Below are 336 nucleotides of genomic sequence, written 5' to 3' on the forward strand. Positions count from 1 at the left end.
ATCCTCCCTATTTTTAAGCTCTATAAAATGCTTCACCGCTATCCCGCTAAGTTTTGCACTCTCATAGTCTTGTAAGATTCTCTCTCTTTGTTTAGCTTGTGCCTTTTCTTTTGCACTTAAAGCAATCCACTCACGCTCTTTGTTTTCTTTAGTTTCTACTCCACCATTAGGTAAATCATTCCGATAAAGAGTGGGATTGCCGCTACCCATACAAGAACACTCACTAGCATTATTATGCCCTCTAGTGTGTAGAGCTTCTCTTGAATTTTCTTTGAGAGCTTTTTCATTGTTAGCTCCTTTTTCTTCCATTTTATTTTCTTTACAACCTAATGCTTT

1 protein-coding gene is annotated in these 336 nt (G+C 37.2%); it reads right to left on the reverse strand.

Annotation, left to right across the window (positions count from 1 at the left end; translation table 11 throughout):
- Window positions 1-309 (reverse strand): hypothetical protein (locus tag LS72_RS10630; protein WP_138155367.1); only part of this gene is annotated, 309 nt, incomplete at its 3' end.
- Between the last annotated feature and the right edge of the window lie 27 nt (window positions 310-336).

Source organism: Helicobacter apodemus, from assembly GCF_000765745.2.
Taxonomy (GTDB): domain Bacteria; phylum Campylobacterota; class Campylobacteria; order Campylobacterales; family Helicobacteraceae; genus Helicobacter_D; species Helicobacter_D apodemus.